Origin of the sequence: Pseudogulbenkiania subflava DSM 22618 (genome assembly GCF_900177275.1) — a bacterium.
Taxonomy (GTDB): domain Bacteria; phylum Pseudomonadota; class Gammaproteobacteria; order Burkholderiales; family Chromobacteriaceae; genus Pseudogulbenkiania; species Pseudogulbenkiania subflava.
The window spans coordinates 51,973-73,879 of record NZ_FXAG01000023.1; the positions used below are offsets into that span (position 1 = coordinate 51,973).

The following is a 21,907-nucleotide window of genomic DNA, read 5'->3' on the forward strand; positions in this document are numbered from 1 at the left end:
GGTTTTGCCTGTGGCAGGCTGGCCGATCGATTTGGCGTCCCCACGGGGATTCGAACCCCGGTTACCGCCGTGAAAGGGCGATGTCCTAGGCCTCTAGACGATGGGGACCTAGACCGGAACGCGAGTTTGGTGGAGCTAAGCGGGATCGAACCGCTGACCTCTTGCATGCCATGCAAGCGCTCTCCCAGCTGAGCTATAGCCCCGACACGTGCGTTCAAGTGCGGCGGATTATAAGAAGGTGCGGCGGGGCTGTAAAGAGGCGGGGACGAAAAAAATCCTGCCTCGCCCCCTCGGGTATAATTCACCGTTTCGCACTCGTCGCAAGGCCGCCATGTCGGTTGATCACTACGAAAATTTTCCGGTCGGGTCGATCCTGCTGCCGCGGCGCATGCGCCGAGCGGTGCATGCCGTCTACCGCTTTGCGCGCTATGCCGACGATGTGGCCGACGAAGGCGTGCGTCCGCCGCAAGAGCGGCTGGACGAACTGGCCGCGCTGCGGGCCGAACTCGATGTGATCGGGGCAGGTGGCACGCCGCAGAGGCCCCTGATGCAGGCATTGGCCGAGTCCATCCGTGCGCACGATCTGCCGCTTCAGCCGTTCTATGACTTGTTGTCGGCGTTCAGTCAGGACGTGGTCAAGGGACGCTACGAGAATTTTGCCGAACTGGTGGATTACTGCCGACGATCGGCCAACCCGGTAGGGCGGCTGATGCTGGTGTTGTACGGGGAAACCGACCCGCGCAGCCTGGCGATGGCTGACGGCATCTGCACCGCCTTGCAGTTGATCAACTTCCTGCAAGACGTGGCGATCGACTGGCGCAAGGACAGGGTCTACCTGCCTCAAGAGGATTTGCGCCGCTTCCGGGTGGCCGAAGCGCAGATTGCTGCCGGAGACAGCGGCGGGTTGTGGACGCCGCTGATGCTCAAACAGGTTGAACGGGCCCGCAAGATGTTGCAGGCCGGGGCGCCGCTGGGCAAGAAGCTCAAGGGCCGATTCGGCTTGGAATTACGCCTCATCGTCATGGGCGGCGAGCGCATATTGCAGAAGCTGCATGCCTCGGGCGGCGACGTGTTCCGGCAACGACCGGTACTGACCAAACGCGACTGGGTGTATATGGTGTGGCGTGCCCTCCGGGCCAACTAGGGTCTATCCCATTAAGGCGGCTGTGCCTTCGCATCTTGTGTGTCGGCGGACTGCGTGCGAATTTATCGCTGAGCAAATCGAAGATTTGCACGCAGTAATTCGCTCAGCGATGCGGAATCCTCATGTACTCCGTGTACATTCCGGTTCCTGCGCTTCGGCGACACACAACCTGCCTTGGCTCGCTCACCTACTGGAATAGACTCCTGGTTTGAGCACGACTTAGAAACCTTTTTCAGGAGAGGCGCGTGACGCCCGACCAATATTGCCAAGACAAGGCCGCTTCCAGCGGCTCCAGCTTCTATTACAGTTTCCGTTTCTTGGCGGAGGAGCGGCGGCGCGCCATCACCGCGCTCTATGCTTTCTGCCGCGAAGTGGACGACGTGGTCGACGAATGCCATGACGAGAACGTGGCGCGCACCAAGCTGGCGTGGTGGCGGGCGGAGCTGGTTCGCCTCTACGCCGGCCAGCCCCAACATCCGGTGACGCAGGCGCTGCAGCCGCACGTGGCGGCCTACGGTCTGCCGCAGAAGCTGCTGGAGGAGATCGTCGACGGCATGGAGATGGATCTCGATTTCGCCCGCTACGACCGCTTTGCCGATCTGCTGCTGTACTGCCACCGTGCCGCCGGGGTGGTCGGGCAGTTGTCGGCGCAGATTTTCGGCTACACCGACCAGCACACGCTGAAGTACGCGCACGAGCTCGGGGTAGCGTTCCAGCTCACCAACATCATCCGCGACGTCGGCGAGGATGCCCGGCGCGGACGTATCTACTTGCCGGTCGAGGAGCTGCGCCGCTTCAACGTGCCGGCATCCGACATCCAGAACTACCGTGAAACCGAAGCGTTCCGCCAATTGATGGATTTCCAGATCGAGCGCGCCGAGCAGTATTACCGTCAGGCCTGGGAGCAGTTGCCGAAGAGTGACGTCAAGGCGCAGCGCCCCGGCCTGCTGATGGCGGCGATCTACCGCGCCACCCTGACCGAGATCAAACTCGACGGCCCGCAGAAGGTGCTCAACCAGCGCCTGTCGCTGACCCCGATCCGCAAGCTGTGGCTGGCGTGGAAAACCTGGGTATTCGGCTACCAGCCGTGAGCCGCCCGCGTGTTGCCGTGATTGGTGCCGGTTGGGCCGGCCTGGCGGCCGCCGTCGAACTCGCCGGCTTTGCCGAGTTGACGGTGTTCGAGGCCGGCCGCGAGCCCGGCGGGCGGGCGCGGCGGGTGCGCGACGCCGACCTGGCGCTCGACAACGGCCAGCACATCCTGATCGGCGCCTACCGCGAGTGCCTGCGGCTGATGGCCCGGGTCGGTGTCGACCCCGACGCAGTGCTGCTGCGCCAGCCGATGAACTGGTACCGCCACGGCGGGCTGCACCTGCACTGCCCGCCGCTGCCGGCGCCGCTGCACGTGGCGTGGGGGCTGCTTGCGGCAAGCGGTTTGGGCTGGCGTGACAAGTGGCGGCTAAGCCGGGCGCTCGACAGGCTCAAGCGCCAGCAGTGGCGTCTGGCCCGGGACATGCCGGTGGCCGAGTGGCTGGCCGCGCAAGGCCAGGGGCCGGCGCTGCTGGCTGGCTTCTGGCAGCCGCTGGTGTTGTCGGCGCTGAACACCCCGCTGGCCGAGGCCTCGATGCAGATACTGGCCAACGTGCTGCGAGACAGCCTGGGCGCCACGCGCGCCGACAGCGACCTGCTGCTGCCGCGGCACAACTTGTCGGCGCTGTTTCCGCAGCCGGCGTGGGTGTGGCTGGAGGGGCAGGGAGCGCAGCTGCGCAGCGGCTGCCGGGTGCGCCGGGTCGCCTTCGCCGACGGCGGCGCCGAGATCGATGGCGAGCGCTTCGATGCCGCCATCGTGGCGGTCGGGCCGCAGCATGCCGCCGCCCTGCTGGACGACACGGCGTTGCAGCAGCGGCTTCAGCTTTTGCGTTACCAGCCGATATGCACGGTATACCTGCGCTTCGGCCAACGTGTGCGGTTGCCGCGCCTGATGACCGGGGTCGCCGGTGGCACCGCCGACTGGCTGTTCGACCGCGAGGCGCTGAGCGGCGAGCATGGCCTGGTGGCGGCGGTGATCAGCGCCCCGGATGACGCCGTCACCGCCTTGCCGCACGACGAACTGGTCGCTCGGGTGCTCGCCGATCTGCGCCGTCTGCAGCCGGAGCTGGCGCCGCCGCGGTGGTCACGCGTGCTGGTGGAGAAACGTGCCACCTTCGCCGCCGTGGCGGGCGTGCTGCGCCCGGGGACGCGCATCGGCGTACAATGCGGCTATCTGGCCGGCGACTGGGTCGATTCGCCGTACCCGGCCACGCTGGAGGCTGCCGTGCAGAGCGGCGTTTCCGCCGCGCAGGTGTTGAAGCAGGATTGGATGAAACAGAAAAACCGATGATGACGACTGAACAGAACAACGCAAGCCTTGCCGGCCGGGTGATCCTGGTGACCGGTGCCACTCAGGGGATCGGGCGCGAGGTGGCGCTGCATTACGCCCGCCACGGTGCCACGGTGGTGGTGCTGGCGCGTAGCGTGAAGCGCCTTGAGGGGGTGTACGACGAGATCGTGGCGGCCGGGGCTCCCGAGCCGGTGGCGATCCCGCTCGACCTGCTGACGGCCACCGACGAGCAGTTCAACAACCTGGCCTTCCAGATCAAGCAGACTTGCGGCCGGCTGGACGGCATCGTGCATTGCGCCTCGCATTTCTACGCGCTCTCGCCGCTGTCCAATCAGACGGTGGACGAGTGGATGAGCCAGTACCGCATCAACACCGTGGCACCGTTCGCGCTGACGCGTGCCTGCCTGCCGCTGTTGACCGAGTCGCCGGATGCCGCAGTGCTGTTCGTGGGCGAAAGCCATGGTGCCAAGCCGGGCGCGTACTGGGGCGGCTTTGGTGCCTCGAAGGCGGGCCTGCATTACCTCACCGCCGTGGCCGCCAACGAATGGGACGTTTACCCCAACCTGCGCGTCAACCTGCTGATTCCCGGCTCAGTCAACGCGCCGCAGCGCAACCGCACCCACCCGGGCGAGGCCAAGACCGAGCGTGCCCAGATCGCCGACCTGCTGCCGCACTTCCTGTTCTGGGTGAGCGAGGCCAGCAAGGGGCAGAGCGGTCGGGTGATCGAACTGGATCTGCGCCCGCAACTCGTCTCCTGAAGAAAGGGGCCTCATGCGTTCCCTGCTCGTCATTCCCCTGTTGCTGACGTTGGCTGGCTGCAACTGGGTCAACAACGTCTCCGGTCTGTCCAAGGACGCCAACAAGGCGGTCGGTGCCGCCTGCCGCCAGAGCGGGCGTTCGCTGGAGGAGTGCTATCAGCGTAATCCCGACGCCGACAAGGCGCAGATTTACGCCGGCTGGCGGGAAATGCACGAGTACATGGTCAAGCAGAAGCTCGAGACCATCGCCCCGCCGTCGGACCCCGTCGCACCGGCCGCGCCCGCGGCGGCGCACAAGCCGGAGGCCAGCGCGGCCTCGGCGGGTGACAAGCCGCAGGCCCAGCTCAGCCCGGAAGAGGCCGACCGGGCGATGCGCAACGATCCGCAGGTGGCGGCGGTGCTGGCCGCCATCCGCCGCGGCGGGCTGCCGGCCAAAGCCCCTGGCAGTTCGGCGAAAGACCCGTCGGACGAGGAAAAGCAGCTGCTCGACATCATCAAGCAACTCAACAAGAAGGGCAGCAGCGCCGCCGCCTCTCCCGCCGGCTGAGCGCCGGCGACATTCGCATGGCCAAAATCAAGACCGTTTACAGTTGTACCGAGTGCGGCGGGCAGTCGCCCAAGTGGCAGGGGCAGTGCCCGCACTGCCAGAGCTGGAATACCCTGGTGGAAACGGTGCAGGCGCCGACTTCGGCCAACCCGCGTTTCCAGGCCTGGGCCGATACCACGAGCCAGGTGCAGGTGCTGTCCGAGGTCGAAGCGGTGGAAGTGCCGCGCGAGCCGTCCGGCATTGGCGAGCTCGACCGCGTGTTGGGCGGCGGCCTGGTGCGCGGTGCGGTGATCCTGATCGGCGGCGACCCCGGCATCGGCAAGTCCACGCTGCTGTTGCAGGCGTTGTCGGAGGTCGGCGCGCGCCGCAAGGTGCTGTACGTCTCCGGCGAGGAATCGCCGCAGCAGATCGCACTGCGTGCTTCGCGCCTGGCGGTCGACCCGGCGCGCGTGCGTTTCCTCGCCGAAATCCGCCTCGAGGCAATCCTCGCCACGCTGAAGCAGGAGGCGCCCGAGGTGGCGGTGATCGACTCGATCCAGACGCTGTACACCGAGCAGGTGACGTCGGCGCCCGGTTCGGTGTCCCAGGTGCGCGAGTGTGCCGCGCAGTTGACGCGCATGGCCAAGCAGACCGGCACCACCATCCTTCTGGTCGGCCACGTCACCAAGGAAGGCTCGCTGGCCGGCCCGCGCGTGCTGGAGCACATGGTCGACACCGTGCTCTATTTCGAGGGCGAGTCGCACTCCAGTCACCGCATGATCCGAGCCATCAAGAACCGTTTCGGCGCGGTCAACGAACTGGGCGTGTTCGCCATGACCGACAAGGGGCTCAAGGGCGTGTCCAACCCGTCGGCGATCTTCCTGTCCTCGTACCGCGACGACGTCGCCGGGTCCTGCGTGCTGGTGACGCAGGAGGGCACGCGGCCGTTGCTGGTCGAGGTGCAGGCGCTGGTGGACGACGCCCACGGCTTCCAGCCCAAGCGGCTCACCGTCGGGCTGGAGCAGAATCGGCTCGCCATGCTCTTGGCCGTGGCGCATCGCCACGCCACGGTGGCGTGCTTCGACCAGGACGTGTTCCTCAACGCCGTGGGCGGGGTGAAAATCTCGGAACCGGCGGCCGACCTGGCGGTGATCCTGGCTATCGTCTCGTCGCTGCGTAACCGTCCGTTGCCGGAAAAACTGGTGGTGTTCGGCGAGGTCGGCTTGGCCGGCGAGGTGCGCCCGGTGTCGCGCGGGCAGGAGCGCCTCAAGGAAGCCGCCAAGCTCGGTTTCACCCGCGCCATCGTGCCGACCGCCAACCGTCCGCGCCAGCCGATCGATGGGCTGGAGATCGTGGCCGTGGACCGTCTGGCCGACGCCATCGACTATTGCAAGGCATGACAAGCCAACAAGAAAGGGCGGGTGCCCGATGATCACCCCCGAACTGATCGAGGCGGAGCGTCCCTACCTGCTGCGCTACGCGCTGGCCCAACTGCGCGACCGCCAGGCCGCCGACGAGGTGGTGCAGGAGACGCTGCTGGCGGCGCTGGAGTCGCGCAAATCGTTCGTCGGCAAGTCGGCCCCGCGCACCTGGCTGACCTCGATCCTGCGCTTCAAGCTGATCGACGCCGTACGCCGCCAGTCGCGCGAGGTGCCGTTGGAGTCGTTCGAGGACACGCTCGACGACGCCGACGTCGACGCCTTGTTCGACGCCAGCGGCCACTGGCAGCACGCCATCCGCGAATGGACCGGACCGGAACAGGAACTCGTCGCCAAGCAGTTCTGGGAGGTGTTCGAGCGCTGCGCGCAGGTGATGCCGCGCCGCACCGCGATGGCGTTCGTGATGCGCGAGGTGATCGGCATGGAGATCGCCGACATCTGTAATAACCTCGGCATTACCGCGACCAACTGTTCGGTGTTGCTGTATCGCGCCCGGATGAGCCTGCGCGAATGCCTGGAAATCCGCTGGCTGGGGGGTGGTGCCGCATGAGAATCAACTGCAAACAGGCTAGCCGGCTGATTTCCGACGCACTCGACCGCCCGTTGAGCAAGAGCGAGTACCTGCGGCTGCGCATTCATCTGTTCCTGTGCGGCAACTGCAGCGAGTTCTCGCGCCAGCTGCAACTAATGCAGAAGGCGGCACGCAAGGCCGGGCGGGGCGAATAGCGCGTCCGCCTGCGTTGGCGCTAGACAGCAAGGCCGGACCATGTCCGGCCTTGCGCATTTGGGCAACGCCTCAGTGCTTGCCCTTGCCGCGCTTGGCCACATTGGGACAGTTGGCGCAGGCGTTTTGCTCGCACAGGCCGACGCCGCTGAGCGATTGCTTCAGCGCGCACACCGAGCGGCGGCAGGCGATGAAGCGCACGTTCTGCTCCGAGGCCAGTTCGCGGAAGTGGCGCATCACGTTGTGGCCGAGGAAGTCGGTGAACAGGATCAGCATGTCGGTGCCGGCGGGCAGGCGGTCGAGCTTGCGCTGATGCGAGCTGTTGCGGCCGCTCAGGTGGCGGTGGATGGAGATGCCGAAGCTCTCCAGCACGGTGGGGATGTTGCCCAGGGTATCGGCTCCGACCAGCATGGCGTTCATCGGGTGCTCCTTGAGTGCGTGTAATTTAATAAATGATAATTATTATCATTAATAGAGTCAACGACGCACGATTGCGCTTAGCCGGGCCTGTTGCAAACCGGAAACAGCCTGCTGGAGACGCCGTGCCGGGGCGGCTTTTGGGAAAGGGGCCGCGAGGCAGGGAGAGCGGCGATGCGGGAGCTAGTTGTCAGCCAGGACGCGGATACGCACGATTCGCTCCACCGAGCGCAGGTACTGGCTGACGCCGAGCAGCATGACCTGCCGTCCCTGCTCGTCGAGTCCCACGCTGCCGATCTGCATCCATTCGCCGACGGCGCCGGTCACGGTGGTGCTCAGCCGACTTTGCTCGATGCCGCCGGCGCCGAAGGCCTCTTGGCGCGCCGCCAGTTCCACCACCACGCGGTTGCCGTTGCGCCTCGGGCGTACGTAAAACCCCGTCACGGCATCCTGATACTCGGCCCCGCGGACGATGCCGCCTTGCGGGGTGACCAGCAGCCAGGGCAGGGGGCGGCTGCTGCCGCTCTCGATGAAGCCGCTGCCACCGTCGAGCAGGCGCAGCGTCTGGCGGCTGTGGCGGCTGCCACGGCTTTGTGTGGCGTCGGCGTCGAGCGCCAGATCGCCGCGGCGGCGCCCGAGGTCAAGCTCGACGTTGCCGATGCGCGCCGCGCCGCCGAGCGACAGCGTGGAGCTGCTTTGGCGCGAGTCGCCGTTCTGTTCCACCTCGATCAACAGATTGCTCGGCCGCACGTCCAGGGTGCGAGCCAGGCTGCGCAGGGTGGCGAGCCGTGCCGGCGAGGCATCCAGGATCAGTTGCCGCCCCAGGCCGCTGGCGCTTTCCCCCGGCTGGAGGTGGGGAGCGATGGCGTCCGCCACCTCGCGGCCATCGCGCCAGCCCAGGTCGATGACCTCCAGGGCCATCACGTTGGCCGAAGCCAGCCATAAAGCGGCATACAGTGCGTATTTCATGGCTTCACCATTCCTTGCCGGCACGCCAGATCGACCAGATCAGCCAGATGCTGTTGAAGAACGCCACCATGAAGCCCAGAAAGCCGAAGAAAGGCAGCCCGAACAGCTTCGGCCCGGCGTTCACCGTCATGACGATGGACGAGCCGATGATCAGGCAGCCGGTGACGATGCCCATGGTCAGCCGGTTGGCGGTGCGGTCGAGCTGGCGGCCGAAGCTGTCGAGCCGCTGCAGGTCGAAGTTGATGCGGAACTTGCCGTGGCGGACATCCTTGCCCAGCCGGATCAGGTCGCGCGGCAGGTCGCCGATCATGCCCATGGCCTCGACCAGGGTCTGTTTGCCGCGCTTGAGCAGGGTTTTTGGGGTGTAGCGGTTGAGGATCAGCTCGCGCACGAACGGCGTCAGGTGCTCGACCAGCTGGAAATCCGGGTTGAGCTGGCGCCCCAGGCCTTCCAGCGTGATCAGCGCCTTGAACAGCATGGCCATGTCCGGCGGTAGCACGATGCCGTGGTCGCGGATCAGCGCCATGATGTCGACGATCAGCTGGCTGATGTTGAGGTCCTTCAACGGCACGTGCTCGTACTGGAACATGAACTCGCCGATGTCGTCGGCGAACTTGTCTTCGTCGACCGGGGTGGTGCCGGTCCACTCGATCAATACGTCGATCATGGCGCGTTCGTCGCGCCCCGACAGGGCGGCCAGGAGGTCGACGATCTCGTCGCGGCGGGCATGGCTGATGCGTCCGACCATGCCGAAGTCGATGAAGGCGATGCAGTTGTCGGGCTGGAAGATCACGTTGCCGGGGTGCGGGTCGGCGTGGAAGAAGCCGTTGATCAGGATCATGCGCAGCACCGCGTCGGCGCCGCGGTCGGCCAGGGTGATGGGGTCGAGCCCTGCCGCCTGCAGCGTGTCGACCCGGGTGGCGGCCTGGCCGTCGATGAAGTCCTGCACGTTGACCGCGGGGTTGGTGTAGTCCCAATACACCCCGGGCACGTGCACGAAGGGGTCGTCGGCAAAGTCGCGCCGGAAGCGCTCCATGTTGCGCGCCTCGATCGCCAGGTTCATCTCGCGGTTCAGCGACCGGGCGAACTCGTTGACGATTTCGGTCGGCTGGTAGCGCCGGGCGTCGGGGAACTCCAGCTCGATCAGCCCGGCGATGTGTTCGAGGATGCGCAGGTCGGCCTGCACCTTGGGAACGATGCCGGGGCGGCGCAGCTTGACCGCCACCACGGTGCCGTCCTTGAGCGTGGCGCGATGCACCTGGGCGATCGAGGCCGAGCCGATCGGCTCCATCTCGAACTCCCCGAACAGCTCCTCGATCGGCTGGCCCAGCGCCTGCTTGACCAGGTAGGGCACCTGCTCGGGGGGCAGGGGGGGCACATGGCTTTGGAGTTTCTCGAATTCGGTGATCCACTCCTGCGGGAAGACGTCGACACGGGTGGAGAGAATCTGCCCCAGCTTGATGAAGGTCGGGCCGAGTTCCTCGAACGCCAGGCGCACCCGCACCGGCGGCGGCAGGCCTTCGTCGCCCTCCGGCAAGGGAAGATTCAGCCAGGCGCCGGCCTTGGCCAGCGCACGCGGCAGCTTCAGGCGCTGGGCGAACTGGCCGAGCCCGTGGCGGAACAGGATTCCGGTGATTTCCTTCAGGCGCGGCAGGTCGCGCATGGCGATCAGGGTTTCTTTCAGCATCGGGTATCCCGCATTTTGGGTTGGCTTTACACTCCACGCCTCGTCCGATAGAGTGCGGCCTATGAAATTGCATCTGCACCTACTGGCTTGGGTGCTGGCTACCTTTATGGTATTGGCTTATGCCGCGCCAGACAAAGCCCCCACGGAAAATCATCCCGCTGCTGACACCCAGGAAGACCCCATCGGCAAGTTTGCCGCACCGGGCGAAGAGGCTGTCGGCGACCTGTTGTTGCAGGCCATGAGCCTGCTGGGCGTGGCTTACCGTTTTGGCGGCAGTAATCCTTCGGCAGGGCTGGATTGCAGTGGTTTCATTCAGTATGTATTCAAAAAATCATTACGGGTGAATCTGCCGCGCACGGCGGCGGAAATGGCGCATACCGGAAAAGCGGTCGATAAAAGTGAACTGGCGCCCGGCGATCTGGTCTTTTTCAATACCCGTGGCTTCCAGTACTCGCATGTCGGCATCTACATGGGGGGCGGCAAGTTCATCCACTCCCCGCGCACCGGCAAGTCGGTCGAAGTCTCCAACATGAACCAGGATTACTGGACGGCGCGCTACAACGGCGCCCGCCGTGTCAACCGCGGCTCGGCCTCGAACTTCGTGCGCGACGACAGCGAGCCGGCTCCGGTGAAGAACGTTTCGAAGGCGGTGGCGGAGGCCAAGGCACCGAGTGCCAAGGTGGTCTGTCGCAAAGGGCGGCACTGCAAGCAGGAAGCCGCGGTGGCCGAGGCCAAGGATGCGGGTGCCAAGACGGTCTGCCGCAAGGGCCGTCACTGCAAGCAGGAACAGGCCGCCTCCGACAAGGGCAAGGCTTCCGCCAAGGCGGGCAGGTCGTCCCGCGGCAGGAAGGCCGAAGAGACCAAGAGCAAGTCGTCCGTGGCCGGCAAGTCCGCCAAGGGCGCCCACAAGAAAAAAGTGGCCTCGTCGCATTGATGCGGCATGCCGCGCGCTACCGTCGATGCCCGCCCTGGCGGGCATTGCGTTTTTGAAAGTCGAACGGAACGTCCTATGAAACTGCAACAACCGGTTTGGCTCGATCCGGAGGGCAACGTGGTCGCCTGCGTCGAGAAGATCAAGGTGATGAACGAGAACCTCGAAGAGCTGGCGCAGATGGCGCAGGATGCCTTCGAGGATGCCATCCTGATGGGGTGCGACGAGCGTCAGGTGCGCGCCTTCCTGGTGGCGATGATGCAGGGCCTCGACAACCCCTACCAGGGCTGAGCGCCGTTGACGTCAACCGCTTGCGGTGCATGCCGCGTTGCTGCCTTGCCTTTTTGCCCTGTGGCGCCAATCGTACTGGCCTCGACGCGCGCCACGACGTTTATTCATTGCCCCTGCCCGAGGATTCCTCTGAATGGCCCTCCCTTTTGAAGCCCTGATCGGCTTCCGCTACCTGCGCGCCAAGCGCCGCAACGGTTTCATTTCCTTCATTTCGCTGGTGTCGGTGCTGGGCATCGCCCTAGGGGTGGCGGCGCTGATCATCGTGCTGTCGGTGATGAACGGTTTCCAGAAGGAAATCCGCGGCCGCATTCTCGGCGTCGCGTCGCACGTCGAGGTCAGCACCTACCAAGGCAAGTTGGCGGATTGGCCATCGGTGGCCGGGTTGGCGGCCAAGGAGCCGCACGTCATCGCCGCCGCCCCCTTCGTCAATGCCCAGGGCCTGATGTCGGCCGCCGGCAACGTGCGCGGGGCCCTCATCCGCGGCATCGACCCGGCCAGTGAGGACCGCGTGGTCGATGTCGGCAAGCACATGGTGACCGGCAAGCTGGCTTCGCTCAAGCCGGGTGAATTCGGCATCCTGCTGGGTGTCGAGCTGGCGCGCCAGCTCAACGTCGTGACCGGCGACAAGGTCACGGTGATCACCCCGGAGGGCAGCGTGACGCCGGCCGGCATGCTGCCGCGCCTGAAGCAGTTCACCGTGGTGGGCATGTTCAAGGTCGACATGTTCGAGTACGACTCGTCGCTGGCGATGATCCACCTCAAGGATGCCCAGGTGCTGTTCCGCATGGGCAGCATGGTGAGCGGGGTGCGGCTGAAGCTGGACGACCCGATGGCGGCGCCGCTGGTCAAGGCCGAGCTGCGTAACAAGCTGTCGGCCAGCGCGCTGACGACGGACTGGACCGATACCAATGCCAACTACTTCCGCGCGGTGCAGATCGAGAAGCGCATGATGACCATCATCCTGACGCTGATCGTCGCCGTGGCGGCGTTCAACCTGGTCTCCTCGCTGGTGATGGTGGTCACCGACAAGCAGGCCGACATCGCCATCCTGCGCACCCTGGGCGCCGCGCCGGCCAGCATCATGAAGATCTTCATGATCCAGGGAGCCGTGTCGGGCGTGCTGGGGACCTTCTCCGGCGTCGCCGGCGGCGTGCTGGTGGCGCTCAACCTGGACGTCATCGTGCCGCTGATCGAGCGCATCCTCGGCACCAAGATTCTGTCGAGCGAGGTGTACATGATCGACTACCTGCCGTCCGACGTGCAGTGGAGCGACGTCTCCACCATCACCGTGATTTCGCTGCTGCTGGCCCTCCTGGCCACGCTGTATCCGAGCTGGCGCGCGGCGCGCACCCAGCCGGCGGAGGCCCTGCGCTATGAATAAGGTACTGCGTTGCCACGACCTGTCCAAGGTCTACGACGAGGGCGGGCTGAACGTCCAGGTGCTGTCGAAAGTGACGCTCGAGGTGGACCAGGGCGAGCGGCTGGCCATCGTCGGCGCATCCGGCTCGGGCAAGAGCACCTTGCTGCACCTGCTGGGCGGGCTCGATACCCCGAGCTCGGGCGAGATCGAGGTGCTGGGACAATCGCTGTCTACCCTGAGCGAGCGGCAGCGTGGCGAGCTGCGCAACCGCTCGCTCGGCTTCGTCTATCAGTTCCACCACCTGTTGCCGGAATTTACCGCGCTGGAAAACGTCATGATGCCGCTCTTGATCCGACGCATGAATCGGTCCGAGGCGGAACAGCAGGCGGCCGAGATGCTGGGCCGCGTCGGCTTGTCGCGGCGTCTTGCGCACAAGCCGGGTGAGTTGTCCGGCGGCGAGCGCCAGCGCGCCGCCATCGCTCGTGCCTTGGTGACGCGGCCGGCCTGCGTGCTGGCCGACGAACCGACCGGCAACCTCGACCGCGGCAATGCCGACGCGGTGTTCGAGCTGATGCTGGAACTGAATGCCAGCCTCGGCACCAGCCTGGTGATCGTCACCCACGACGACCGTCTGGCAAGCCGCGCCGGGCGCGTGCTGCGCCTGACCGACGGCGTGCTGTCGGTCGATGCGCCGCAATCTTCACTCTCTGCCATTCATTAAGGAGGTCTGTTTCGCATGCTGGTCAACGGCAATAGACTGCTGACTCTCGACAAGCTGGTGGACGCCTTGGAGACGGCTTCGGGCTGGCTTGAACTTGTCTTGGCGCTCGCCGCGTTCCTGGCGGGTCTGTACATCGCCAGAAGGGTGTTCCGACGGTTGTTTGCCGAGCATCCCGAGCGTTACGAGCGTTTCCTGCCCTATGTCGGTTACCGCTTGGTGCTGCCGCTGGCGGCGCAGGTATTGGTGATCGTCTGTGGATTGGGCTGGCGCCTGCTGCTGAAGGCGCCTCCGCAGATTTTGCCCATTGCCAGTGCCATGCTGTTCTGGCTCGGACTGATCCGTGTCGCCACCGCCATGGTGCGCCAGGCGCTGCCGAAAGGCCGCTTCGAGCGCACCACCGAGCACTTCCTCGCCACGCTGTTCTGGGTCGGCTTCGTCAGTTGGGCCATCGGCGTCGATACCCTGGCGGTGGACTGGCTGGAGTCGATCCGTTTCCACGTCGGCAAGGTCGAGGTCAACCTGTACATGATCCTGACCGGCTTGCTGTGGGTGGCCATCATCCTGGTGGGCTCGCTGTGGGTGAGCCGCATCATCGAATCGCGCGTGATGAAGCTCACCGATATCGACCTGAGCCTGCGCATCGTGTTCACCAAGCTGACGCGGACCGTGCTGCTGGTGGCCGGGGTGATGGTGGCGCTGCCGATCATCGGCATCGACCTCACCGTGTTGTCGGTGTTCGGCGGTGCGCTCGGCGTCGGCTTGGGCTTCGGTCTGCAGAAGATCGCCAGCAATTACGTGTCCGGCTTCATCATCTTGCTCGATCGCTCGATTCGCATCGGCGATAGGCTGATGATCGACAACCGCACCGGCTACGTCACCAAGATCACCTCGCGCTACGTGGTGCTGAAATCGGCCGACGGTACCGAGGCCCTGGTGCCGAACGACACCCTGATCGCCAGCACCGTGGTCAACCAGTCCTATTCGGACAAGAGCATCTGGACCAGCGTGACGGTGCAGGTCGGCTACGACAGCGACCTGGAACTGGTGCTGCGACTGTTGCGCGAAGCCGCCGTGCATCCGCGCGTGCTGCGTGACCCGGCGCCGGCCTCGTTCGTCACCGCCTTCGCCGACAGCGGCATCAACATGGAGCTGGGGTTCTGGGTGGCCGATCCTGAAAACGGCTTCCTGGGGCTCAAGTCGGAGATCAATCTGGCCATCTGGCGCGCTTTCAAGCAACATGGCATCACCATCCCGTTCCCGCAGCGCGAGGTGCGCATACTGGCCCAGGCCAGCGGGGACGCCGCCTAACCACGAGAGGGAGAGCATGCCGGATAAGCAGCTTGCGGTGATTGACGACGACGAGGCGGTGCGCGACTCGTTGATCTGGCTATTCGACGGGCAGGGCTTCCAGACCACCGGTTTCGACAGCGCCGAGGCCTTTCTGGCCGGCCTCGGCCCGGCTGCCTTCAATGCGCTGATCGTCGATTTGCGCCTCTCCGGGATCAGCGGCATCGTGCTGCTCGAAAGGTTGGCCGAACATCCCTACTGCCCGCCGGTGATTATGCTCACCGCGCACGGCGACGTGCCGCATGCGGTGGCGGCGCTCAAGCTCGGCGCCATCGATTTCATGGAGAAGCCGTTCGACGATGGCCGGCTGCTGGCCATGGTCGACCAGGCGCTGCTGCGCGATCAGCAAGAGCGCGACCGCTTCGGGCGGCTGAACCGGCTCAACCAGTCGCTGGCGCTGCTCACCGACCGCGAGCGCGAGGTGATGCAGCTGATCCTGCTGGGCAAGCTCAACAAGCAGATCGCTGACGAACTGGCGATCAGCATGAAGACGGTGGAAGTGCACCGCTCGCGCGTGTTCGACAAGATGGGCGTCAAGTCCGCGGTCGAACTGGCCGGGCTGATGGCCGCGCTCGACAAGCCGGACGCCGGGAGCAAGGGCTGATGGGCAACAAGCAGCCGGTATCGGTGCTGGTGGTGATTCATTCCGCCGACGGCCAGGCCTTGCTGATCGAACGCGCCGACCGCGCCGGTTTCTGGCAGTCGGTCACGGGCAGCCGGGAAGGGCAGGAGGCGTTGATCGACACGGCACGGCGCGAAGTGCGCGAAGAGACTGGGCTCGACGCCGATGCCTATCAGCTGAGCGACTGGCACATCACCAACCGTTACGAGATCTACCCGCACTGGCGTCATCGCTACCCGCCTGGCGTGACAGAGAACGAAGAGCATGTGTTCGGTCTGCTGCTGCCGGCGCCGCTGCCGGTGACGCTGGCGCCGGACGAACATAGCCGCTATCAGTGGCTGCCCTGGGCCGAGGCCGCCGACAAAGTGTTTTCCCCTTCCAACGCCGAGGCGTTGCGTCTCTTGCCGCGGCACCTGCCATCCTGATCACGCCCTCTCTCCGGCCCGCCGGCGTGTTCCGGGTGGCGCGTGCCGACCGGGTTTGCTTTAATGGATTGCCGACGCGGGCAGGCTTGCTGCAGGCTGTGTCGGAGGTTGTAAGAAAACCTTAAAATTGTTCCGGGTTGTCCCATGTTAAAATTGCATGACATGTAATTTTATTCTTTATAAAAGCAAGGATTGACGATGAACGCAGCCAAGAAAATCAGGAAGTACATTGAGTCGGGCGAGAACGCAGAACAGGTACAGGTGCTGAAGGATCTGGCGGCGGCGTTGGAACTGGGCCAGTCGTTCGACCTGAAAGCCTTGTACGAGATCGACATGCGCTACTTCGAGGCGGCGATCGAATTGATGAACGACTGGCGTTTCGACCGGCGCATTTCTTCCCGCAGCAAGCTGCTCGAGCGCCTGCTGGTCGAGACCGCTCCCGAGGCCAAGGTGGAGGTGCCGGCCGAGGCTGTGGTGGCGGAGGCTCCCGCCGAGCCGGTGGCCCCGGTGGTGGTGGCCGAAGTGAAGGAGGTGGTCGAGCTCAAGAGCGCGAAGACCCCGAAGGCTCCGCGTGCCGCCAAGAGTGTTGCCGCCAAGAAGTAAGCCGTTGCCTGGCCGCGCCCCGGCGCCAGACCCGTACAGCCCCGCCTCGCGGGGCTGTTGTTTTTGCCGATGCGGCAGGGCGCGGGGTGTGCCGGCTGTCTATAGTGGGTTTATCCGATTGGCGTTTTTTTGTCTGGTCAGGCCGGGCGGGCAGTACCTGCCGGGGGCCGCCGTGGCAACCCGGCAACGCCAAGCTGCGATGTGGAAGGGCTGGCTGACATAATGGAACCGCTCAAGGTTTCGACCTACAACATCCACAAGGGCATGTCGGTGCTCAACCGCCACGTCAGGGTGGAAGACATGGCCAAGGCGCTGGACTCGCTGTCGTCCGACGTGATGTTCCTGCAGGAAGTGCAGGGCAAGAACCTGCTGCGCACGCTGAGCCACCACGAGTGGCCGCGCATTCCCCAGCACCAGTACCTGGCGCGCCAGCTCGGGCGCAAGGCCGCCTACGGCCTCAACGCCAGCTACGGCCATGGCCATCACGGCAATGCGGTGCTGACCCGCTTTCCGATCGCCTCCTGGTGCAATCTCGATATCTCGGTCAACCGTTTCGAGAGCCGCGGCGTGCTGCATTGCGTGCTGGAGCCGCCCGGCTGGAGTACGCCGGTGATCGCGCTGTGCGCCCATCTCAACCTGCGCGCAGGCGACCGGCGCAAGCAGTACACCACGCTGGCGCGCTACATCCGAGACAACGTTCCGCCGCACTATCCGCTGATTCTGGCGGGCGACTTCAACGACTGGCGCGGCGAGGCGACCGACCGGCTGCTGGCCGAGAACGGCCTGCACGAGGTGTTTCAGCACCTGTTCGGCCAACATGCGCGCAGCTTTCCGTCGCGTCTGCCGCTCTTGACCCTGGACCGCATCTACGTGCGCGGTCTGCGCCCGGTCAACGCCAGGGCCCATCAAGGCGCGCCGTGGAACGGACTATCCGATCACCTGCCCTTGTCGGCGGAATTACTGCCGGTGTGAAGGGAGAATACCCTGGCGTGTGGTGGGGTCTAGTGGCTTTGACTGGGTGTTAGCGCGTAAGCAGTGAAAATCGCACTTTCGGTCTTGACCGGAAAGGAAAAAACATGTTCAATACAGAAAACTATCGCCGATTTGAACACAGCTTGCGGGCGTAAAATAGCTAAAGCGTGGGCAGCCTGACAGGCTGTAACGATTTTCGATCTCGAAGATTTCCATGCACAAAGCCCGCCGTGTCTACGGCGGGCTTTGTCATTGGAGCTTCACCATGATTCATTTGCAGAATGTGCGCAAACGCTACCGTCGCCCCGACGGTGGCTGGTTCGAGGCGGTGGCGTCGACCTCGCTGTCGATCGGCGCCGGCGAAATCTTCGGCCTGATCGGCTACTCCGGTGCCGGCAAATCCACCCTGATGCGCCTGATCAACCTGCTCGAGCGCCCGGACGAGGGCAGCGTCATCGTCGACACCCAGGATCTCACCGGCCTGTCCGCGCGCGAACTGCGCCGCGCCCGTCAAAACATCGGCATGGTGTTCCAGCAGTTCAACCTGCTGGCCAACCGCACCGTGGCCGGCAACGTGGCGTTTCCGCTGGAGATCGCCGGCTGGTCCAAGGGCGATATCGAGAAGCGCGTCGCTGAGTGCCTGGAGGTGGTGAGCCTGACCGACCGCGCCGGTCACTACCCGGCGCAACTGTCCGGTGGCCAGAAGCAGCGCGTCGGCATCGCCCGCGCCCTGGCGCCCAATCCCAAGGTGATCCTGGCCGACGAGGCCACCTCGGCGCTCGACCCCAAGACCACCCAGAGCATTCTCGACTGCCTGCAGGACATCAACCGCCGCTTCGGCGTGACGGTGGTGGTGGTGACGCACGAGATGAACGTGGTGCGCTCGATCTGCCAGCGTGCCGCGGTGCTGGACGCCGGCCGGGTGGTCGAGGTGCTGGATATCGTCGATGGACGGATCGAGGCGGAGTCCGAACTCGCCCGCTCGCTGCTGGAGGCCGCATGATGGAAACGCTGACTTTTGCCGATGCGCTCGCCAACCTGAGCATGATGGCCCCGGAAATCTGGCAGGCCTGCAAGGAAACCGCGCTGATGCTGGCCATCGGGCTGGCCGCCGCGTTCTGCTTCGGCGGCCCGCTGGGCTTCCTGCTCTACCTGACCCAGCCGGGGCAGATCTTTGCCCATCGCATCGTCAACGGCGTGCTGGGCTGGCTGGTCAATCTGGTGCGTTCGTTCCCGTTCATCATCCTGATGGTGTCGCTGGTGCCGCTGACCCGGATCCTGGTCGGGTCGACCATCGGCCCGGTGGCGGCCGCGGTGCCGCTGTCGTTCGCGGCGATCCCGTACTTCGCCCGCCTGGTCGAGCAGACGCTGCGCGAGGTGCCACGCGGCGTGGTGGAGGCGGCCGAGGCGATGGGCGCGAGCCCCTTGCAGATCATCACCAAGGTGCTGCTGGTGGAGGCACGCTCCGGCCTGATCTCCGGCGTCACCATCCTCACCATCAGTTTCCTGTCCTACTCGGCGGTGGCCGGCGTGGTGGGCGGCGGCGGCATCGGCGACCTGGCCATCCGCTACGGCTACTACCGCTTCCAGACCGAGGTGATGATCGCCATGGTGCTGCTGTTGGTGCTCATCGTGCAGATCATCCAGTTCGTCGGCAACCGTCTGGCGGCGCGGCTGGACAAGCGTTAATCCCCCATCCCTTACCTGATGCAAAGAGACAAGGAGTTCATCATGCGTAGATTCGTTCTCAAGGCGCTGGCCGTATCCGTACTGGGCCTGGCCGTGGCCGGTTCCGCCCTGGCCGCCGACCCGTCCAAGAAGGAAATCGTCATCGGCACCACCGTCGGCGACTTCGGCGACATGGTCAAACAGTCGGTCAAGCCGATCCTGGAAAAGCAGGGCTACGCCGTCAAGCTGGTCGAGTTCACCGACTACGTGCGCCCGAACCTGGCGCTGCAGGAAGGCTCGCTCGACGTCAACGTGTTCCAGCACAAGCCCTACCTCGACAACTTTGCCAAGGAGCACAAGCTGTCGCTGAAGGAGGTGTTCCAGGTGCCGACCGCGCCGCTGGGCATCTACCCGGGCAAGCTGAAGTCGCTGAAGGACATCAAGGCGGGCTCCACCGTGGCCGCCCCGAACGACCCGAGCAACTTCGCCCGCGCGCTGGTGATGCTGAACGACCTGGGCTGGGTCAAACTGAAGCCGGGTATCGACCCGCTCACCGCTTCCGAGCACGACATCGCCCAGAACCTGAAGAACATCAAGATCGTGCAACTGGAGGCCGCCCAGCTGCCGCGCTCGCGTAACGACGTGGATTTCGCCGTGATCAACGGCAACTACGCCACCAGCTCGGGCATCAAGCTGACTGAAGCCGTCTATCAGGAAAAGAGCTACGCCTACGTGAACTGGGGGGTGGTGCGCGCCGCCGACGTGAAGAAGGCCTGGGTGAAGGATGTGGTGGCCGCCTACAACTCCAACGAGTTCAAGGCCTGGGCCAAGCAGAAGTACGCCGGCTACAAGCTGCCGGCAAACTGGAAGTAAGCGACTTTTTTACTTCAAGGCATTCGGGAGGGCTCTGGCCCTCCTTTTTTTACGTCCATCCAGCGTGAACCGCCCCATTCCGGCAAGCCGGAACAGGGCGTTCACCGCTGAAATGCTTACTTGACGCCGTGGCCGATGACGCCGCCGATGGCCGCGCCACCCAGCGTGCCGAACGAATCCCCGCCGGTCAGCACCGAACCGGCCACGCCGCCCACCGCCGCACCGACGGCGGCGTTCTTCTGGCGTTGGGTCATGCCGGCGCAGCCGCTCAGGGTGGCCACGGCCAGCAAGACAATCATCGAACGAGTCAGGGTCTTGTTCATGAGAGACCTCGCGCAACGCTGCCGGGCACACATGCCCGGTCAACAGAGTCTGTGACAGTGGTATAGACCCCGGCATTCCCACACGAGTTCCTCGGACCGGTTGGCCAGGGAGGGGGTTCTACCGGATGCTCTGGGCTGGAACGGCATCGCCCTTCTGCTCAAGGCGCCATCGGCAGCTTGCATTTTTTACCTGCATTTTTTTTGCAAGCAACTATGCTGAAGTAAGGCAGGGAAGTGCGGATTTTCGATGTGCCTGTGGGTGGCGACACCCAAGGGGGCTTAGCGATAACGCAGGAGGACAGACACATGAAACTCGAACAGTTCAACCACGTCGCCGACCTGATCGGCCTGAAGAAGCAATCGCGCGAAGCCGTCTGGCTGATGGAGATCGACGGCATGACCGGCTATGCCGCCGCCAAGCAGCTCGACATCAGCGAATCCACCGTCTCACGCGCCCACGCCCGCTTCCGCCGGGCGATCAAGGAAATCAACGCGATGGCGAGCCACCTGCCGCTGGAAACCCGTTAGTTAGCGAACTGACACACGCCGGCGGTTAGTCCGGCTGAACATGCAAAGGTTGGCCGAAGCCTCTCGAAAAAGGGGCTTCGGCCAACCTTTGTGCTTTTTGCCGTGCCACGAAGCATGCCGCCAGCCCTTTGCCGCCCTCGACCTCTCCCGGAAGGCGCCCTGATTGTCGGGGTTCGCTATGACCAAGGGGGCAAAAGTCTAGTACATCACCATCTGTTTTACCGGAAAACCAGGGGTGTACTGAAGGGCAATTGCTTTCTACTCATTTAAAACTATTATCCAGAATGGTTAGTTGTTATAGGTTTTTACGAGTCTTGTCAGAAATGACATCGGGTTTATCTCGTCGGGGGAATCATCATGGCCAGTATCACCAATGGCATCATCACTTCGTTTTCCAACACTCCGCAGGCAGGGGACGATCTGTTTACCAGTAGCTCCACTGGGTTGACCGAAGACTCGTCAAACGTCGTCTACCTGAGCGTGATGGCCAACGATCTTGGTGGGGCGGCCAAGACGCTTTATTCGGTGGATAACGGAACGAATACTGCGGGCATCAGCAGCTCGACAGATTTGCTGACAAAAGATACGGCTTATAACACTGCTATAGCAGCAGAGGCATCGACCGATACCAGCGCCCATGGGGCGCGTATTTGGATCACCACGGATGGCCGGGTGGGGTACGATGCGAGCACCCTGAATGCTGATTTCAAAGCGACATTGAATGCGCTTGGGGCTGGAGAATACCAGACAGATACCTTTACTTATGCGATCAGGCTCAGTAATGGGACGCTCAGTTGGGCGACGGCGACTGTGCAGTTTGCAGGGGTGAACGACGCGCCGGTGGTGGCGGCGACCGATGTTACCGGCGCGGTGACCGAACAGGTGACGCCGATAGGCAACCTCACCGACAGCGGCACCATCGGCTTCAGCGACGTCGATCTGAGCGACACGCACAGCATCAGCCCGACCATCACCGCCTCGACGGGGGCGCTGGGCAGCCTGACGGCCAGCGTCACCACCGACACCACGGGTAGCGGGACGGGCGGGGTCATCACGTGGAATTACAGCGTGGCGGCATCGGCGGTGGAATACCTGGGCAAGGACGAGACCAAGGTCGAGCACTTCACCCTGACGCTGGACGACGGCCACGGCGGCACGGTGGATCGCACCATCGACGTGACCATCACCGGCACCAACGACGC

The 21,907-nt window shown here is 64.5% G+C and carries 26 protein-coding genes and 2 tRNA genes; 22 read left to right on the forward strand and 6 right to left on the reverse strand.

Annotation, left to right across the window (positions count from 1 at the left end; genetic code table 11):
- Positions 1-32: 32 nt before the first annotated feature.
- A tRNA-Glu gene (locus B9N72_RS17375) sits at positions 33-108 on the reverse strand.
- Between the two features lie 19 nt (positions 109-127).
- Positions 128-203 (reverse strand) — tRNA-Ala (locus tag B9N72_RS17380).
- A gap of 128 nt (positions 204-331) precedes the next feature.
- On the opposite strand from B9N72_RS17380, the gene hpnC reads away from it, so the two are divergent.
- From hpnC to B9N72_RS17420, 8 genes are all read left to right on the forward strand, one after another.
- Positions 332-1,144: a squalene synthase HpnC gene (gene hpnC, locus B9N72_RS17385; protein ID WP_085277539.1), complete on the forward strand. Its 813-nt coding sequence runs from the start codon at positions 332-334 to the stop codon at positions 1,142-1,144.
- 245 nt (positions 1,145-1,389) lie between these two features.
- Positions 1,390-2,235 (forward strand): presqualene diphosphate synthase HpnD, encoded by an 846-nt coding sequence (hpnD, locus tag B9N72_RS17390; protein ID WP_085277540.1) that lies wholly within the window; start codon positions 1,390-1,392, stop codon positions 2,233-2,235.
- Positions 2,232-3,521, forward strand: a complete 1,290-nt coding sequence (gene hpnE / locus B9N72_RS17395) for a hydroxysqualene dehydroxylase HpnE (protein ID WP_085277541.1) — start codon at positions 2,232-2,234, stop codon at positions 3,519-3,521. Before hpnD ends, hpnE begins: the two co-directional genes overlap by 4 nt.
- Positions 3,518-4,279: an SDR family oxidoreductase gene (locus B9N72_RS17400; RefSeq protein ID WP_143477859.1), complete on the forward strand. Its 762-nt coding sequence runs from the start codon at positions 3,518-3,520 to the stop codon at positions 4,277-4,279. Before hpnE ends, B9N72_RS17400 begins: the two co-directional genes overlap by 4 nt.
- 13 nt (positions 4,280-4,292) lie before the next feature.
- The gene (locus B9N72_RS17405) at positions 4,293-4,826 is read left to right on the forward strand and encodes a hypothetical protein (protein WP_085277542.1); all 534 of its coding nucleotides are present in this window, start codon (positions 4,293-4,295) and stop codon (positions 4,824-4,826) included.
- Between the two features lie 17 nt (positions 4,827-4,843).
- Positions 4,844-6,205 (forward strand): DNA repair protein RadA, encoded by a 1,362-nt coding sequence (gene radA, locus B9N72_RS17410; RefSeq protein ID WP_085277543.1) that lies wholly within the window; start codon positions 4,844-4,846, stop codon positions 6,203-6,205.
- A gap of 28 nt (positions 6,206-6,233) precedes the next feature.
- Positions 6,234-6,794, forward strand: a complete 561-nt coding sequence (locus tag B9N72_RS17415; protein WP_085277544.1) for a sigma-70 family RNA polymerase sigma factor — start codon at positions 6,234-6,236, stop codon at positions 6,792-6,794.
- Positions 6,791-6,970 (forward strand): zf-HC2 domain-containing protein, encoded by a 180-nt coding sequence (locus B9N72_RS17420; RefSeq protein WP_085277545.1) that lies wholly within the window; start codon positions 6,791-6,793, stop codon positions 6,968-6,970. The genes B9N72_RS17415 and B9N72_RS17420 overlap by 4 nt, the downstream gene beginning before the upstream one ends.
- Before the next feature lie 70 nt (positions 6,971-7,040).
- Here B9N72_RS17420 and B9N72_RS17425 read toward each other — a convergent pair whose 3' ends face one another.
- The 3 genes from B9N72_RS17425 to B9N72_RS17435 all read right to left on the reverse strand — a co-directional run bounded on the left by B9N72_RS17425 (position 7,041) and on the right by B9N72_RS17435 (position 10,041).
- Positions 7,041-7,388 carry a DUF2325 domain-containing protein gene (locus tag B9N72_RS17425; RefSeq protein ID WP_085277546.1) on the reverse strand — a complete coding sequence of 116 codons (348 nt, stop codon included), beginning with the start codon at positions 7,386-7,388 and terminating at the stop codon, positions 7,041-7,043.
- Between the two features lie 180 nt (positions 7,389-7,568).
- A complete protein-coding gene (locus B9N72_RS17430) occupies positions 7,569-8,354 on the reverse strand; it encodes a hypothetical protein (RefSeq protein WP_085277547.1) in 786 nt (261 codons plus the stop codon).
- Between the two features lie 4 nt (positions 8,355-8,358).
- Positions 8,359-10,041, reverse strand: a complete 1,683-nt coding sequence (locus B9N72_RS17435) for an ABC1 kinase family protein (protein WP_085277548.1) — start codon at positions 10,039-10,041, stop codon at positions 8,359-8,361.
- Between B9N72_RS17435 and B9N72_RS17440 the strand changes: the two genes are divergently transcribed.
- The 12 genes from B9N72_RS17440 to B9N72_RS17495 all read left to right on the forward strand — a co-directional run bounded on the left by B9N72_RS17440 (position 10,016) and on the right by B9N72_RS17495 (position 19,854).
- Positions 10,016-10,975 (forward strand): C40 family peptidase, encoded by a 960-nt coding sequence (locus B9N72_RS17440; protein ID WP_234986037.1) that lies wholly within the window; start codon positions 10,016-10,018, stop codon positions 10,973-10,975. The genes B9N72_RS17435 and B9N72_RS17440 overlap by 26 nt on opposite strands.
- 75 nt (positions 10,976-11,050) lie before the next feature.
- Positions 11,051-11,263: a hypothetical protein gene (locus B9N72_RS17445; protein WP_085277550.1), complete on the forward strand. Its 213-nt coding sequence runs from the start codon at positions 11,051-11,053 to the stop codon at positions 11,261-11,263.
- Between the two features lie 133 nt (positions 11,264-11,396).
- The gene (locus tag B9N72_RS17450; RefSeq protein WP_085277551.1) at positions 11,397-12,644 is read left to right on the forward strand and encodes a lipoprotein-releasing ABC transporter permease subunit; all 1,248 of its coding nucleotides are present in this window, start codon (positions 11,397-11,399) and stop codon (positions 12,642-12,644) included.
- Entirely contained in the window at positions 12,637-13,344 is a 708-nt protein-coding gene (lolD, locus tag B9N72_RS17455) for a lipoprotein-releasing ABC transporter ATP-binding protein LolD (RefSeq protein WP_085277552.1), read from the forward strand. Before B9N72_RS17450 ends, lolD begins: the two co-directional genes overlap by 8 nt.
- Before the next feature lie 15 nt (positions 13,345-13,359).
- Complete coding sequence (locus B9N72_RS17460; protein WP_085277553.1) at positions 13,360-14,652, forward strand: mechanosensitive ion channel family protein; 1,293 nt, start codon at positions 13,360-13,362, stop codon at positions 14,650-14,652.
- Positions 14,653-14,668: 16 nt separating this feature from the next.
- Positions 14,669-15,295, forward strand: coding sequence for a response regulator transcription factor (locus B9N72_RS17465; protein WP_085277554.1), 627 nt, complete (start codon positions 14,669-14,671; stop codon positions 15,293-15,295).
- Positions 15,295-15,738, forward strand: a complete 444-nt coding sequence (nudB, locus tag B9N72_RS17470) for a dihydroneopterin triphosphate diphosphatase (protein ID WP_085277555.1) — start codon at positions 15,295-15,297, stop codon at positions 15,736-15,738. Before B9N72_RS17465 ends, nudB begins: the two co-directional genes overlap by 1 nt.
- 198 nt (positions 15,739-15,936) lie before the next feature.
- The gene (locus B9N72_RS21125; RefSeq protein ID WP_085277556.1) at positions 15,937-16,341 is read left to right on the forward strand and encodes a hypothetical protein; all 405 of its coding nucleotides are present in this window, start codon (positions 15,937-15,939) and stop codon (positions 16,339-16,341) included.
- 222 nt (positions 16,342-16,563) lie between these two features.
- Positions 16,564-17,313: an endonuclease/exonuclease/phosphatase family protein gene (locus B9N72_RS17480; RefSeq protein WP_085277557.1), complete on the forward strand. Its 750-nt coding sequence runs from the start codon at positions 16,564-16,566 to the stop codon at positions 17,311-17,313.
- A 265-nt stretch (positions 17,314-17,578) separates the two neighbouring features.
- Positions 17,579-18,316, forward strand: coding sequence for a methionine ABC transporter ATP-binding protein (locus B9N72_RS17485; protein ID WP_085277558.1), 738 nt, complete (start codon positions 17,579-17,581; stop codon positions 18,314-18,316).
- Positions 18,316-19,002, forward strand: a complete 687-nt coding sequence (locus tag B9N72_RS17490; RefSeq protein WP_085277559.1) for a methionine ABC transporter permease — start codon at positions 18,316-18,318, stop codon at positions 19,000-19,002. Before B9N72_RS17485 ends, B9N72_RS17490 begins: the two co-directional genes overlap by 1 nt.
- Positions 19,003-19,044: 42 nt before the next feature.
- Entirely contained in the window at positions 19,045-19,854 is an 810-nt protein-coding gene (locus B9N72_RS17495; RefSeq protein WP_085277560.1) for a MetQ/NlpA family ABC transporter substrate-binding protein, read from the forward strand.
- Between the two features lie 116 nt (positions 19,855-19,970).
- On the opposite strand, the gene B9N72_RS17500 is transcribed toward B9N72_RS17495, so the two are convergent.
- Entirely contained in the window at positions 19,971-20,177 is a 207-nt protein-coding gene (locus B9N72_RS17500) for a glycine zipper 2TM domain-containing protein (protein WP_085277561.1), read from the reverse strand.
- 306 nt (positions 20,178-20,483) lie between these two features.
- On the opposite strand from B9N72_RS17500, the gene B9N72_RS17505 reads away from it, so the two are divergent.
- Positions 20,484-20,705 (forward strand): sigma factor-like helix-turn-helix DNA-binding protein, encoded by a 222-nt coding sequence (locus tag B9N72_RS17505; RefSeq protein ID WP_024303596.1) that lies wholly within the window; start codon positions 20,484-20,486, stop codon positions 20,703-20,705.
- 357 nt (positions 20,706-21,062) lie between these two features.
- On the forward strand, positions 21,063-21,907 hold an 845-nt coding region (locus tag B9N72_RS20935; protein WP_200811047.1), incomplete at its 3' end, for a VCBS domain-containing protein.